A 13,458-nucleotide genomic window follows, 5' to 3' on the forward strand; every position below is an offset into this window, starting at 1 on the left:
GTGGTTGCACGGCACGGAACGGCACCGTCCTTCGGCAAGGTTAAGTGACAAGCCCGAAGCTCGGCCGTGCTACAGCTGTGAGGTTGCTGAATGCGCGTCAGCCCTGCGACGTTGTCACCGTCGTTGTCCACCCTGGCGTTCAGGCTCAGCCTCACCCTCGTTGGTCAGCTCAGGATGGGCGTCCGGCAGCTCCGTGTTGATCACTTCGGTGAGGGTGCACAGCGGGAAGAACCGCCGATCGTCATCAGGGGCACCATTGACTTCTGGCTAGCATTCTCAGAAGAACATCATCCACAAGTATTGACAATTGCTCCCGATCACCACCGTGCGGTACCAGTGGCAAAGTGACCATGTGGCGATGTTGGACCCCGCGCCACAGTGGTGGGCACAAACACCCACTCATCGAGGGATTCAATGTCTAGTGTTTTCGCAGCTCCAGACATGCTCCGAACATGTTGGTCGCCACCGGCGCAGGGATATGGCGAGTCGAGGAGCGCGCTAAACGTGGCCGCCGCCGCGTCTACCGGCGGGATGTTGTCCGCAGGCGCCGACGGATCGTCCTAGTTTGGGCAGGTCCGGTTTCAATCCTGCTTGGCTAGGCCCGCCAAATCGCGAATGGTTTGTATCTCGCCATCTCGATAGGGCCGCCCGTTGGGTTCCAACAGGTCGCTGAACCAGGGTTTCGGCGGCGACTGGTAGGGGTGATCCCACGAATCCCACGGCAGGTATGTCTGTGTCTTTCCGGCAACCAATCCCCAATTGAACGCACCGACGTTGCGCCGCTTGGCAATTGGCAGGATGCCCTCAACGGTGCTGCCCTGATTCCGGGCCAGGTACTCGGTGCAAATGATCGGCCGTCCCCAGGGAGACAGTTCGTCGATCCGGGCCTCGAAGCCGGACGGCGCGGCGTAGCTGTGGAAGGTGATCACGTCGGCGTTGTCGAGCTGAATATTGGCGATCGCACTGCGGCTGCCGGGATCTCCCCAATTTCCCTGCCAGACACCACTTGTCAGGGGTTGGCTCGGATCGACGGTACGCGCCCACCGGAACACTTGGGGCAGCAGCTCTGCGACGCGCTCCAGCTTGTCCTTCCTCTCCACCTTGCGATACACCTTGGCGGGGTTGTCGGGTTCGTTCCACAGGTCCCAGCCCAAGACACGATCGTCGTTGCGGAATTGGCTCAACACTCCCGTGACGTAGTCGTACAGGATGCTGGTGTAGCGGCGGTCGCCGAGATGTTCGGCGCCCGGGCTCTGGACCCAGCCGGAATTGTGCACCCCTGGTACCGGCGGATGCTGCCGTCCCGGCCGCGGGAGAGGATCCCAGCAGGAGTCGAACAGGACAAAGAGTGGCTTGATGCGATAACGCGCCGCCATGGTCACGAACTGTGCGAGACGGCCTTGGAAGCCGCGCGGATCCTGGGCCCACAGCTGATCGTGCAGGAATACCCGGACGGTGTTGAACCCGAGCCAACGGGCCACGCCCAGCTCGCTGTCGATGCGCCGAGGATCGTAGGTGCCCCGCTGAAACATTTCGAGTTGGTTTATTGCCGTGGAGGTGATGAAGTTCGCGCCGACGAGCCAGCCCTGCGCTTGATACCAACGGTGGGCGCGGTCGGCCGGCCACCGGCCGGGCTCAGCGTTGGCGCGGGGCGCTTGACTCAGCGCCGTGCCCGCCGCCAGCAGCAGCGGCAGTTTCAGAGCGGTTCGACGGTGCACAGAGAGACCATAGATTCGTCGGCGGATGTGTATGGCGCTGCTAAGCAACGTGTTTCGCGTTGCTTATCGATTCGCAACAGCATGACGCTGGGATTGTTATGTTGTCGATCAATCCCATCGCCTTGACGGCCGGCTGTAACACCAATCGTACGCCGACGAATCCGCAACTGGGTGGTGCGACACGAGTCCTGACCCGTTGAGCGGGTTAGGGATTCCGTGCTGCCGCCGGCGGCACATCGGGTCGCCGCGTCGCGGTCACCGGTGTCCGAGCGACTCGTCGTGCGAGGCGGCGGGCGATGCCAAGTTGGTACCAACGCCGGGCCCGGGCTCGGGTGTCACATTGCGGGCGGTGATCTGATCGCCGCAGTGGGTGCAGATTAGGCGGGCATCGACGAACTGGCCGCAGGGATGATGGCGCAACACAATCGGCGGCCCGTCGGGGTGGGGTAAATGTTCGTCGCCCCAGCGCATCAGAACGACGATCGCGGCGAACAGTTCGTGGCCTGCCTCGGTGAGCCGATACTCGTGGCGCTGCGGATCCTGGGAATACGGCACCCGGTCAAGCAGGCCGACATCGACCAGCATCCGTAGTCGGGCGGACAGCGTGGGCCGCGGAATGTTGAGGTTGCGTGCGAGTTGACCAAAACGCGTCACGCCGAAGAACGCCTCGCGCAGGATAAGCAGAGTCCAGCGCTCGCCCACCAACTCCAGGGCGCGACCCACCGACTCCCCTGCGAAGCGGTGGGATAGATCGGCTTCGGTCATGGTTCATCTACTGTACCGGTTCAATAATTGAACCCTGGTGGTAATTTGACTGAACTGTCACTGTCACCAGGAGCGCCGATGAATCACCCGGACACCAGCGAGACCGAGCTTGAGGCCCTCGCCGCGAAAATCGCGCTGTCGGCTCGTGAGATGTCGGCGGAGATTGACCGCCACCGCAGACTCCCCGACGCGCTGGTCGCCCGGCTGGGCGACGCCGGGTTTTTGCGCGCCACCATGCCGCGCGAGGTCGAGGCCCTAGAGTTGGCCCCCGGTTTGGCATTGCGGTGCGCCGAAGCGCTCGCGCGCGGCGACGCATCGGCGGGCTGGTGCGTGTCGATCGCGATAACCAGCGCCCTGCTGGTCGCGTACCTGCCGGCGTCCAGCCGTGAGGAAATGTTCGGCGGCGGCCAAGGCGTCGCCGCGGGGGTGTGGGCGCCGCGCGGTACGGCGAGGTCGGTGGACGGCGGTGTGGTGGTGTCCGGTTGGTGGCCGTTCTGCAGCGGGATCAACCACGCCGACATGATGTTCGCGGGTTGCTTCGTCGACGCGGCCCAGGTGCCGTCCGTGGTCGCGCTGCCCAAGGCCGACCTGCAGATCCTCGACACCTGGCACACGCTGGGTCTGCGCGGCACCGGCAGCCACGACAGCGTCGCCGAGGAGGTGTTCGTGCCGGCCGGGCGGGTGTTTTCGGTGTTCGACGGACCGGTGATTGATCGACCGCTGTATCGCTTTCCGGTGTTCGGGTTCTTCGCGTTGTCGATCGGTGCCGCCGCATTGGGTAACGCGCGGGCCGCGGTCGACGACCTGGTCGAGCTGGCCGGCAGTAAGAAAGGCCTTGTCTCGACACGCACCTTGGCGGAACGCTCGGCGACCCAAGCGGCAGTGGCATCGGCCGAGGCGGCGCTGGGCGCGGCTCGGGCGCTGTACTACGAGACGATCGATGCGGCGTGGCGGGCCAGTCATGCCGGTGACGTGGTGCCACTGGCGATGCGCAACCAGCTACGCCTGGCGGCCACCCATGCGGTTCGGACCTCGGCGGATGTAGTGCGCAGCATGTACGACCTGGGCGGCGGCAGCGCCATCTACGACAATTCCCCGCTGCAGCGTCGGTTCCGTGACGCTTTCACAGCGACCGCCCATTTCCAGGTCAATGAGGCATCGCGCGAACTACCAGGCCGCATCCTGCTCCATCAGCCCGCCAACGCATCGACGCTGTGACCGGAATCGAAGTCGCTCTCCCGTTCTGGCTCGATCGGCCCGACCATGAGGCGATCGATGTTGCACTGGCGGCGTGCGACGCCGGCGTCGACGCGGTGTGGATCGGCGAAATGGCCACCTACGACGCGTTCGCCCTGGCGACCGCGGTCGGATTGAGTGCGCCGGCACTGACCCTAAAGATCGGCCCTCTAGCCGCCGCCGTCCGGAGTCCGGTGGCGCTGGCGCTGGGGACGAGGTCGGTCGGATCGCTCACCGGCTGCCGGGTGCATCTAGCGTTGGGTGCCTCCAGCCCGGTGATGGTGAATGGCTGGCATGACCGCCGATGGGAACACCACGTACCGGTGATGCGAGAAACCATTGCATGCCTGCGAACGATATTTAGTGGCGCGCGCGCCGACTACAGCGGCCGTCATGTCAGCAGCCGCGGCTTTCGGCTGCGCACTGCGTTACCCGATACCCGAATCGCGGTGGGGGCGTTCGGGCCCGGGATGATCCGTCTGGCCGCTCAGTATGCCGATGAGCTTGTGCTCAACCTTGCCACGCCGGCTCGAGTCGCCGAGGTACGAGACGTCCTCGACGCCGCCGCCGCGGTGGCCGGTCGTGCGGCGCCGCGCCTGACGGTATGGGTGCCGGTCGCCGTTGACGCCGGTGTTGCCGCGCACCGCCAACTGGCGGCCCAGATTTCGGTGTATCTCAGCCCGCCCGGCTACGGAGAAATGTTCAGCGCTCTTGGCTTCGACGACTTGGTGCGCCAGGCCCGGACCGGCGCGACTCGCCGTGAGTTGGCGGCCGTCGTGCCGGTCGAATTGCTCGATCAGGTAGGTGCGTTGGGGACCGCCGATCACATCGCGGCCAAGCTGAGCGCCTACCGGCAGGCCGGTGCCGACTGCATCGCCGTCGTGCCCTCCACAGCCGAAGACCCGGGCGGGCGGGCGGCGCTAGGCGCGGTCACACCACCGCTGGGGTAAGCAGGCCGAGATGGGGATGCTCGGGCCGGCCGGTCAGTGGGGTGGGGGCATTCGGTTCGCCTCGCTGCTGGTGCGCGGTGGGTCACCGGTCTCGGTGAGGTCACAAGCGGTATACGTGGGGATACCAGCGGCGGTGTTGTTGGTGGCTGGTCGTGGCAGTGGGGTGTGCGGGGGTGACACACTGCGAGTTGGTGGTGCCGAGCAGGAGGCAGTGTTTGGTATGGGCAGGGTTGGTTGGGTTGTTGTGGTGGTGCTGGTGGGTTGGGCGTTGAGTCCGTTGTGTGCGCCGGTGCGGGCGGCGCCGGCGTGTGGGCTTAATTTGCGTGCGCCGGAGATTCAAACTGCGGTCAAGTCGTTGCCTAGCTTGCCGCAAAGTTATCCGTGGGATTCCAATCCGCAAAGTTTTGACCCGAGTAGTAATTACGATCCGTGTGCGGTGTTGTCGGCGGTGATCATCTCGGTGGAGGGGGCTACCGGTAGTTCGCCGGAGTTGGCGGTGTTTTTTCACAATGGCAGTTATGTGGGAATAGCGACGTCTAAGGCGTATGCGTTCACGACGTTGAATGCGGCCAAGACAACCGATGACACTGTGGCGCTGGATTATAAGGACGGCAGAAACGTGTGCACGGCGTGTCCGGGACCGATCACCACCGTGCGGTACCAGTGGCAAAGTGACCATGTGGCGATGCTGGACCCCGCGCCACAGTGGTAAATGTGTGTTCGTGTTGCTCACCACTGGAAAAACACCTTCGCACCGTGGCATTGTCGCGCGTGCCGAACTCCAGGTAGTCGCGGCTGAATTGCGAGAACCGGCTTATCGACACAAGCCGCTCGATAGAATGAACCTCCCGATACACCTGCAATGCGTGTATTACCGGACGTAGTCGGAGGGGTTCTATGTCGTTTGTTTTCGCAGCTCCGGACATGTTGGCCTCGGCGGCGCAGAATGTGGCAGGCATCGGTGGATCGATGCGCGCGGCGAACGTGGCCGCGGCAGCGTCTACCACCGGGGTGTTGTCCGCCGGCGCTGACGAGGTGTCGGCGGCTGTGGCGTCGCTGTTTAGTGACTACGCGGTGCAGTATCAGTCGCTGAGTATGCGAGCCGCGGAGTTCCATCAAAGTTTTGTCCAAGCGTTGAATGCTGCCGGTGGGTCCTACGTTGGTGCGGAGGCGGCCAATGCTTCGCCGTTACAGACGTTGGGAAGCAGTGTCCTGGGTGCGCTGAACACGCCCACCGAGGCGATTTTCGGGCGTCCGCTGATCGGCAACGGCACGAATGGGACGGCGGCCAGTCCCGACGGTGGCGCCGGCGGGATCTTGTTCGGCAACGGCGGCAACGGCTATAGCTTCACCAGCGGATCCACGCAAAACGGCGGTAGCGGCGGGTCCGCGGGATTGGTCGGCAACGGCGGGGCCGGGGGCAGCGGCTTCCTGGGTGGGGCCGGCGGTGCCGGTGGCAATGGGGGCTGGCTGGCGGGTAGCGGCGGCACCGGCGGCAACGGAGGCGCGGTGACCGGTGCCGGCGAGCTCGGTGGCAATGGTGGGGCCGGAGGCGCCGCCCCGTCGCTGGGCTGGGGCGGCAACGGCGGGAACGGCGGTGACTCGCAACTCGGAACCGGTGGAACCGGCGGGGCCGGCGGGATGGGCGGCGCCCTCGGGGCCGTCGGCGGTGCCGGCGGTGCCGGCGGAACGGGCATGACCGGGGGCGACGGGGGTGTCGGCGGTCCCGGCGGCGGTCGGTTCTTCGGCGTGGGCGGTGCCGGCGGTGTCGGCGGGACGGGTGAGGTCGCCGGCGGTGACGGGGGTGACGGCGGCGTGGGCGGCGGCGGTCTGCTGTTCGGTGTGGGCGGCTCGGGTGGCGCCGGCGGGGCCGCCACCGATGTTGCTGGTATCGGCGGCGGTGGTGGCGACGGTGGGGCCAGCGGCGTTCTAGTCGGCTACGGCCAGGCGGGCGCCGGCGGCGTCGGCGGCTTTGGTGCCGGTGCCGGCGGGGACGGCGGCCAGGGCGGGGTCGGCGCTGCGCTGCTCGGCGCGGGTGTCGGCGGATTCGGCGGTGTGGGTGGTGCCGGCGGCGACGGTGGTGCCGGTGGCGCGGGCGGCCAGGGCGCCGCGATCGTGGGTCTGGGCACCGGTGGTGTCGGTGGTGTCGGCGGCTTCGGCACCAGCGTCGGCGGAGCCGGCGGCCAGGGCGGCCAAGGCGCTGGGGTCTGGACGGTGAGTGTCGGCGGCGTGGGCGGTTTTGGCGGCAACAGCTTCACCGGGACCGGTGGCGATGGTGGTGCCGGCGGCAATGCCGGCGGTTTGTTCAGCATCGGAATCGGTGGCGACGGTGGCAATGCCGGCAGCGGTGCCGGGGCGGCCAACGGCGGTGCCGGCGGCAATGTCGGGGTCACTGCCGACGGCACGTTTACCCAAACGTTCGTCGGCTTCGGCGGTAATGGCGGTAACGGTGTCAACGGCGGGACCGGCGGGACCGGTGGCAGTGGTGGCCTGCTTATCGGCGAAGACGGAACCAACGGTTCGGCTTAGCTGGGCGGTCCCGGCCTGGCGGGCCGGTCGAAATGCTCACCCCGGTAAGTGGGTAGCCGACTGCATCGGCGTGGGTGTCCGCCACCGTGGAAGACCCACGCGGGCGGCGCTAAACGTGGGCACACCGCTGGTGGGACAAGCGGGCCGTCATGGTAGCGGCCAGTCGTGGACCGGAGCCCCGGTGCGTGCGTTTTCGACATACCGTCGGGTCATCTCATGCAGCGCCGTGATGCGTTCCAATCCCCGCTCCTCGAGGCGGTACACCGTCTCGGTTTGCCAAACAGCGCCGGTCTGGCCGCTGCGCACCCGCGCTTCGATGACGCCCAGATAGCGGTCGCGGTCGCGCGCATCCACGCCCCACGCGTCGAGTCCGGCCGCGGCCGCGGGCAGGAGCACCTCCTGGGCGAGCCGCTTGGCCGGGTGGTCAGCGCCCTGCCAACTCAGCTGCGCGGCCAACCCGTGGCGTGCCGCGCGGTGCAGATCGCGCTCGGCGACCGCGAACGGGACCTGTTGCCACGGGGCCTGATCGCTATCGACGATCGCTCGGACCAGTCCGTAATAGAAGGCGGCGTTGGCGACCATGTCCACGGCGGTCGGTCCGCTTGGCAGCACCCGATTCTCGATGCGCAGTTGCGGGCGGCCGCCCTGGACGTCATAGACGGGGCGGTTCCAGCGCCAAACGGTGCCGTTGTGCAGCCGAAGCTCACGCAGCGCCGGCACGGATCCCGCCTCGAGAGCGGCGTCGGGATCCTCATCGTCCAGCGTCGGAAACAGTGGCGGATAAGCCCGGACCAGGTGGTCGAACAATTCCACCGGGCCGTCGATCCAGCCGTCCCCGAGCCGGACCCGGGCCGGCGCGCTGGCCAGCACCTCCTCGGGGCGCCGGGAGTCGAGCAGCTGCTCCAACAGCGTGATGCGGGTCTCCTGCCAGGTCCGACGGCCAAGCAGGAATGGTGCATTGGCGGCCACCGCGACCTGGGTGCCGGCGATCACCTGCGCGGCATTGAAGTAGGCCCCAAATCGATCCCACGGCACCCGCAGGTGCAGCTGCAGGCTGGTCGCGGAGGCCTCCGGAGCTACCGAATCGGTGGCAAATTCCACCGGCTCGGGCGCGTCGGTGATGCGCACGAGGAAAGGGCGGTGGCGAGCGGTGCGCATGCGCCGGCTCAATAGCGCGTAACGCGGGTTATCGGAGAGCCGCTCGGCGGTCATGTGTTCGGCACTGAGGGTGGGCAGCATGCCCACGGCGATGAGCCGAGCGCCCAGCGCTTCGGTCGGCGCCGCGGATCCGTTGAGTACGTCGGCAAGAACGTGTTCGTGGGTATGCAACACGCGACCCCGCAATGGGCGGGCAGGCACATTCAGTTCGACGTTGAATTGCCCCAGCTCACGCTGCATGTCGGCCCGGTCCAGGTATGCCAGCACCGCATTGTTGACCAGCCGGGGCTTGCCCAGCGGGTCCACCAGATCGAGTTCCACCTCCATACCCATGGTGTCCTCGTGGTCGGTGAACCAGCCGGCACTAGCCATCTGCTGCAGCACGCCAACGCTGCGCAACAGCCTGCGTTGCACCTCATCGTCCTGGCCCAGCACCAGTGCCGACGCATCGACGCGGTCTCCCACAGTGTTCCTCCCGGCGGCCCGGCTTGATCACGGCTACGGCAAGGACTACCCGCAAAGCAGGGCATCCTCACGCGGATTTCGCGAAGTCATGGCCCAATGCTGGGGATTGCGACGGTTTGCCCAGGTCATCGCAGCTGGATCGTGACCTCGTTGATGGTGCCGTTGAACGGGAAGCTGCCCCGATAGGTGTCCGCCGCGGGCGTGCCGCCGTCCAGACCGATGTCAACTCCTTCGTCGGCGCTGAACCCAAAAGGCACAGTGCGTTCGATACGTGACTCGCCGACATGGCGACCGTTGAGCACCAATCTGGCCACCCCGCCCTTGCCTAGACCGCCGCCGTCGTAGTCGAATTCGACCGCTACCGTGGCTTTGCCGGCGGGGAGGAGCTCAGCCGCGGTGACGGTGGTGTAGGTGGAGCCGAAATAGTTGTAGGTGAACCTGAGCAGCCCGTTCTGCACGTACAGCGAGAGCCCGGCGAAGTAGCCACCGGCGGCCAGCAAGACACCCGCCACGGGTGCGCCCCCGGGGGTGTCGATTGCCGCGGCGATCGAATACGACCGGTTGAACGTGCTGCGGATGATGTCTTCGGGCATGCGGATAGCGCCGCGGCCGAAGGAGATTGACGTCCGCTCGCCCAGAATGCTGGGTCGGGCACCGATTGCGCGGACGGGCCCGCGGTCGTCGAGCGGAAAGACGCCGTTGCGTTCGGCTTCGGTGTCGAACAGCGCCTGCAGTTCGGCGAGCTTGTCAGGGTGCTGAGCGGACAGATCCACGGCCTGGCTGTAATCGTGGGATAGGTCATAGAGCTCCCAGCGGTCATCGGAAAACGCCGGCAGTGGGCCCCTGCTCCATTTGATCTTGCTGTGGTAGGTGCACGCGATCCAATTCTCGTGATAGATACCGCGGGTTCCGGTGATCTCAAAGTACTGGGTGCGACGGCGATCCTGGGCGTCGGCATCATCGAACGTGTACGCCAAACTGATGCCGTCGTAAGGTTTTTGGGTCACACCGTTGACAATGGTCGGCGCCGGGATGCCGGCTGCCTCCAGGATTGTGGGGGCGATGTCGATGACGTGGTGGAACTGGGAGCGCAGCCCACCCCGGTCGGCGATTCGCTGCGGCCAGGTCACGATCATCGGGTTGCGGGTGCCGCCAAAGTGACTGGCGAACTGCTTGGTGAACTGAAACGGCGTGCACATCGACCAGGCGAATCCGACCGGATACTCGTTGCTGGCCTTGGGCCCGCCGAATTCGTCCATCTTCGACAGCACCACGGCGACGTCTTCATCGAGTCCGTTCAGCGCCATCATCTCGTTAAAGACACCGTAGATTCCGCCCGCGGGGGCCGCGCCGTTGTCACCGATGATGTAGAGGAACAGGGTGTTGTCCCACACCGATGCGTCCTTGAGAGCCGTGACGATCCGCCCGATTTCGTGGTCGGTGTGCGCCAGAAAGCCAGCGTAGATTTCCATCAGCCGGGACGCGATGCGCTGTCTATCCGCCGTGAGGCCGTCCCACGCCGGAATGGACTCATGGCGTGGCGTCAATTCGGCATCGGCGGGGATCACTCCGAGCCGCTTTTGATGAGCGAACGTTTCCTCGCGCAGCCTGTCCCAGCCTAGGTCGAAACGGCCGTGAAAGGGATCGCTCCAGCGCGGCGCGACGTGGTGCGGCGCGTGGGTCGCGCCGGGTGCCCAATAGACGAAAAACGGCCGGTCCGGCGAGATCGAGCGCTGTCGATGTAACCAGTCGATCATCCGGTCGGCGAGATCGGTGGTCAGGTGGTAGTCCGCCATGTGTTCGGGACGCTCGATTGGCGTCGTACCGTGATAGAGACCGGGATTGTATTGGTGGGCTTCACCGCCCATGAAGCCGTAGAACTCCTCGAAGCCCATATGCGTGGGCCAGCGGTCGAAGGGGCCGGCCGGGCTTACCTCCCACATCGGGGTGTTGTGCCATTTGCCGAATGCCGCGGTGCTGTAGCCGTTGAGCCGCAACGTTTCGGCGATGGTGGCGGCCGATTTGGGGATGATGCTGTTGTAGCCGTCGTATCCGGTGGCCCAGTCGATGACGTTGCCGGTGTTGACCGCATGGTGGTTGCGGCCGGTGAGCAATGCGGCGCGCGTGGGAGAGCACAGGGCGGTGGTGTGAAATCTGTTATACCGCAAACCTTCCTGTGCCAACCCATCGCCGGTCGGTGACGGAACCGGACCACCGAATGTCGCGGTTGCCCCGAACCCCACATCATCGAGCAACACGACCACCACATTGGGGGCGTTCAGCGGTGGCCGGATGGTAGTGATGGTCGGCATCACCGACTCAGCAACCGTTCGTCCCGCCTTACCGCCGGTCGAGGTGTCGGGCAGTGGCAGTGTGGTGCGATCGAACGTGCGTGTCGCTTCTGGCGTCATGGTTACGTCACCTTGCTGCCGATAAAGACCGTGGGTGCCCAGTATGCCTGTGCCGCCCGTACGGTGGATGTCGATGCCGCTTTCCAATTCGTATCCCGAACCGGCGCCGCGTCCAAGGTCTGGCACCCGCTGACCGTCGGTGTGGACAGCACCGACGGCCAGCGAACGGCGGTGCGTCCTTGGTCCAGGGATAGTAGAGATGGAAGGTAGCTTCCTATGCCGTGGGGGAGAGGCGATGAGCGCAGGGCTGTTCGGACTCCTGGACGACGTCGCGGCACTGGCGCGGCTGGCCGCGGCATCGGTCGACGACATCGGTTCGGCCGCCGGCCGAGCGACCGCCAAGGCGGCCGGAGTGGTCATCGACGACACCGCGGTAACGCCACAATTCGTGCGCGGCATCACCGCCGAGCGCGAGTTGCCCATCATCGAACGCATTGCGTGCGGATCGCTGCGCAACAAGCTCGTGTTCATCCTGCCCGGCGCGATGCTGCTCAGTCAGTTCGCGCCATGGCTGCTGAGCCCAATCTTGATGCTCGGCGCTACCTATCTGTGCTACGAAGGCGCGGAGAAGCTGTGGGACGCCATCGCCGGACATGGGCCCGGCGTTGTGCGGCCGCAAGCCGAACAGCAGGTTGTCACCGGGGCTATCCGCACGGACTTCATCCTGTCGGCCGAGATCATGGTGATCGCCCTCAGCGAGGTGGTCGACGTGGCTTTCCTGCCCCGGCTGGTCGTTCTCATCGTGGTCGCGCTGGTGATCACCGCTGCGGTCTACGGGGTCGTGGCCGCGATCGTCAAGATGGACGATGTCGGGCTGCGGCTCGCCCAGACGTCGTCCCGGTTGGGGCGGAAGCTGGGCCGCGCACTGGTCGCCGGGATGCCCGGCTTGCTGTCCGCTATCTCAGCGGTGGGAACCGTGGCGATGCTCTGGGTGGGTGGCCACATCCTGTTGGTGGGCAGCGATCAGGTCGGCTGGCATACCCCCTACAGCATGGTTCATCATCTCGAGGAGCTGGTGCGCCACGCTGTCGGCTCTGGCGGGGCAGTGTTGGCCTGGCTGGTCAACACCGGCGTATCGGCGGTGCTTGGCGCGGTAGTTGGTGTGGCGCTCGTCGCGTGCGTGCGTCTATTGTCGTTGCGCCGGTGATGGTCCTGCGCCGCCGCGCTCTTCATCTCGACCGTGCTCGCTTGGATGGTCGGCGGTGTCGCCGGGTCCGGCACCGGCGGACGGCCAGAAAGCCCGCCACTCTTGCTCGGTGATCGCGCCAAGCGGAGTCCGTCCTTGGGTGTCATCGGGTCGGTGGCGGCTGGCGTTGATGGCCCCCTCGATACGGCGGACCGTATCCATGAACTCCAAAACCGCGGTGCGCAGCTGGCTTTCCGCATCGACGTCGGGTGACATCACGATGGAGGTGATCGTGGCCGGGATCAAGTCCATGGGCAGGCCGGCTCGACCGGCTCGTTCAATCACCTTCTGCGCTAGAGCTAATGCGGGTTGATGGTGAAATAGGCCCTGCATCACCGAGCTTCGCGGCTTTTCTGCGGTCTTGCCTTTCACCCACTGACCTAGCTGTTCTTCGAATGAGAGCGATTCACCAGCGAGGACGCCCGCGCGCCGGTTGCCCAGCTTCCGCATCAGCGCGTCGGCGACGTCGTCGATGGTGAATGGCGGTCGTAGGGAGTCCTCGGCAATCCGAGCATGAAACAGCACGTGCAGTAGGAGGTTGGCGAGCTCTTCGCGCATCTGGTCTGAATCGCCGCTGCTTATGGCATCCAGCAGTGCATAGGTCTCCGTCAGCAGATAGCGGCGAAACGAGTCGTTGGTCTGCTCTGCCTCCCACCGGCCCGCTGTGCGCAGTTGGTCAATCACCGCAACTGCGTTGAGAAGCCGCTGACCGCAGCGCGGGTGTGGCGCCGAGATCAGCCGGTCCCCGGCGGCCAGCCGAGCGGTAACCGCGGGATGTGTGGGATCGGACGACAACAACACGGTAGCGTCGTTCCCAGAGTGGACGGGGCGCCCCGCGGGTAGCAGCCGAGCCACGGCGGCCGGCAATTCCTCGGTGTACTGCACTTCGTCGCGCAACAGTTTGATGGCTTCCATCGGCACCAGTGAAGGGTGACGTGGATCGACCAGGACGACAGTCATCGCGCACCTGGTTTCGGGCTCGACGGTGACATGGCAGTGGTTATACCAATCTCGATACGGGGTCTTGCCGAGGGCGTCAT

10 protein-coding genes and 1 pseudogene are annotated in these 13,458 nt (G+C 65.8%); 5 read left to right on the plus strand and 6 right to left on the minus strand.

Going from position 1 to position 13,458, the window contains the following annotated elements:
* Window positions 1-92: 92 nt before the first annotated feature.
* The 3 genes and pseudogenes from MB901379_RS25170 to MB901379_RS06645 all read right to left on the minus strand — a co-directional run.
* Window positions 93-243 (minus strand): annotated as a pseudogene (locus MB901379_RS25170) (glycine betaine ABC transporter substrate-binding protein); the annotation flags it as partial.
* Window positions 244-581: 338 nt separating this feature from the next.
* Window positions 582-1,718: a cellulase family glycosylhydrolase gene (locus tag MB901379_RS06640; RefSeq protein WP_158015893.1), complete on the minus strand. Its 1,137-nt coding sequence runs from the start codon at window positions 1,716-1,718 to the stop codon at window positions 582-584.
* Between the two features lie 255 nt (window positions 1,719-1,973).
* Window positions 1,974-2,483, minus strand: coding sequence for a winged helix-turn-helix transcriptional regulator (locus tag MB901379_RS06645; protein WP_158015894.1), 510 nt, complete (start codon window positions 2,481-2,483; stop codon window positions 1,974-1,976).
* 78 nt (window positions 2,484-2,561) lie between these two features.
* On the opposite strand from MB901379_RS06645, the gene MB901379_RS06650 reads away from it, so the two are divergent.
* From MB901379_RS06650 to MB901379_RS06665, 4 genes are all read left to right on the plus strand, one after another.
* A complete protein-coding gene (locus MB901379_RS06650; protein ID WP_158015895.1) occupies window positions 2,562-3,701 on the plus strand; it encodes an acyl-CoA dehydrogenase family protein in 1,140 nt (379 codons plus the stop codon).
* On the plus strand, window positions 3,698-4,669 hold the full coding sequence (locus MB901379_RS06655) for an LLM class F420-dependent oxidoreductase (RefSeq protein WP_158015896.1): 972 nt from the start codon (window positions 3,698-3,700) through the stop codon (window positions 4,667-4,669). The genes MB901379_RS06650 and MB901379_RS06655 overlap by 4 nt, the downstream gene beginning before the upstream one ends.
* A gap of 10 nt (window positions 4,670-4,679) precedes the next feature.
* A complete protein-coding gene (locus MB901379_RS06660) occupies window positions 4,680-5,381 on the plus strand; it encodes an LppP/LprE family lipoprotein (RefSeq protein ID WP_232022008.1) in 702 nt (233 codons plus the stop codon).
* A 185-nt stretch (window positions 5,382-5,566) separates the two neighbouring features.
* The gene (locus tag MB901379_RS06665) at window positions 5,567-7,198 is read left to right on the plus strand and encodes a PE family protein (RefSeq protein ID WP_158015897.1); all 1,632 of its coding nucleotides are present in this window, start codon (window positions 5,567-5,569) and stop codon (window positions 7,196-7,198) included.
* 147 nt (window positions 7,199-7,345) lie between these two features.
* Here MB901379_RS06665 and MB901379_RS06670 read toward each other — a convergent pair whose 3' ends face one another.
* Together MB901379_RS06670 and MB901379_RS06675 are read right to left on the minus strand one after the other, a co-directional pair.
* On the minus strand, window positions 7,346-8,821 hold the full coding sequence (locus MB901379_RS06670) for a glutamate--cysteine ligase family protein (RefSeq protein ID WP_158015898.1): 1,476 nt from the start codon (window positions 8,819-8,821) through the stop codon (window positions 7,346-7,348).
* A gap of 125 nt (window positions 8,822-8,946) precedes the next feature.
* Complete coding sequence (locus tag MB901379_RS06675) at window positions 8,947-11,358, minus strand: arylsulfatase (RefSeq protein ID WP_232022009.1); 2,412 nt, start codon at window positions 11,356-11,358, stop codon at window positions 8,947-8,949.
* 109 nt (window positions 11,359-11,467) lie between these two features.
* On the opposite strand from MB901379_RS06675, the gene MB901379_RS06680 reads away from it, so the two are divergent.
* Complete coding sequence (locus MB901379_RS06680; RefSeq protein WP_158015899.1) at window positions 11,468-12,379, plus strand: DUF808 domain-containing protein; 912 nt, start codon at window positions 11,468-11,470, stop codon at window positions 12,377-12,379.
* Here the strand turns inward: MB901379_RS06680 and MB901379_RS06685 are convergent.
* Entirely contained in the window at window positions 12,359-13,378 is a 1,020-nt protein-coding gene (locus MB901379_RS06685; protein WP_158015900.1) for a nucleoside triphosphate pyrophosphohydrolase, read from the minus strand. The two genes, MB901379_RS06680 and MB901379_RS06685, sit on opposite strands and share 21 nt — an antisense overlap.
* Window positions 13,379-13,458 lie beyond the last annotated feature (80 nt).

The sequence above is a fragment of the Mycobacterium basiliense genome (assembly GCF_900292015.1).
Lineage (GTDB): Bacteria > Actinomycetota > Actinomycetes > Mycobacteriales > Mycobacteriaceae > Mycobacterium > Mycobacterium basiliense.